The 369-nt window shown below is 74.8% G+C and carries 1 protein-coding gene; it reads right to left on the reverse strand.

Annotated elements, in window-relative coordinates; all coding sequences use genetic code 11:
• Positions 1-321 (reverse strand): hypothetical protein (locus IF89_RS39835; RefSeq protein WP_158718172.1); only part of this gene is annotated, 321 nt, incomplete at its 3' end.
• Between the last annotated feature and the right edge of the window lie 48 nt (positions 322-369).

Here is a 369-nt window from a genome sequence, read left to right on the forward strand (position 1 = left end):
GTCGTACTCCGTCCGCGAGACGACCCGCCCGCCGGGGCCGGCCTCCTCCAGCACGGCCCCGGTGGCCAGGTCCACCACCCGCGAGGCGGAGGTTTCGGCGTCCGTGCCGGGCGCCACGGTGGTGGTCTCGGTCAGGCGCCCGTCCTCAACGGTGCGGGTGACCTCAGTCTTCAGCTCGCCCGGCCCCTCGCCCCGCCCCTCCTCACCCGCGCCGTCGGCCCAGGAGACCGTCTGCGAGGCCAGCTGCCCGTACCCGTCGTAGGTGAACGCCGTCTGCTCGCGGGCGGCAAGCCTGCCCGCACTGTCCGCAGTCCGGGTCACGGTGTGCGCGATGCTGCGCCGGTCCTTGCCGGGGGTGTTGACCGTCTC

The organism is Streptomyces sp. NRRL F-2664, assembly GCF_000719345.1.
Taxonomy (GTDB): domain Bacteria; phylum Actinomycetota; class Actinomycetes; order Streptomycetales; family Streptomycetaceae; genus Streptomyces.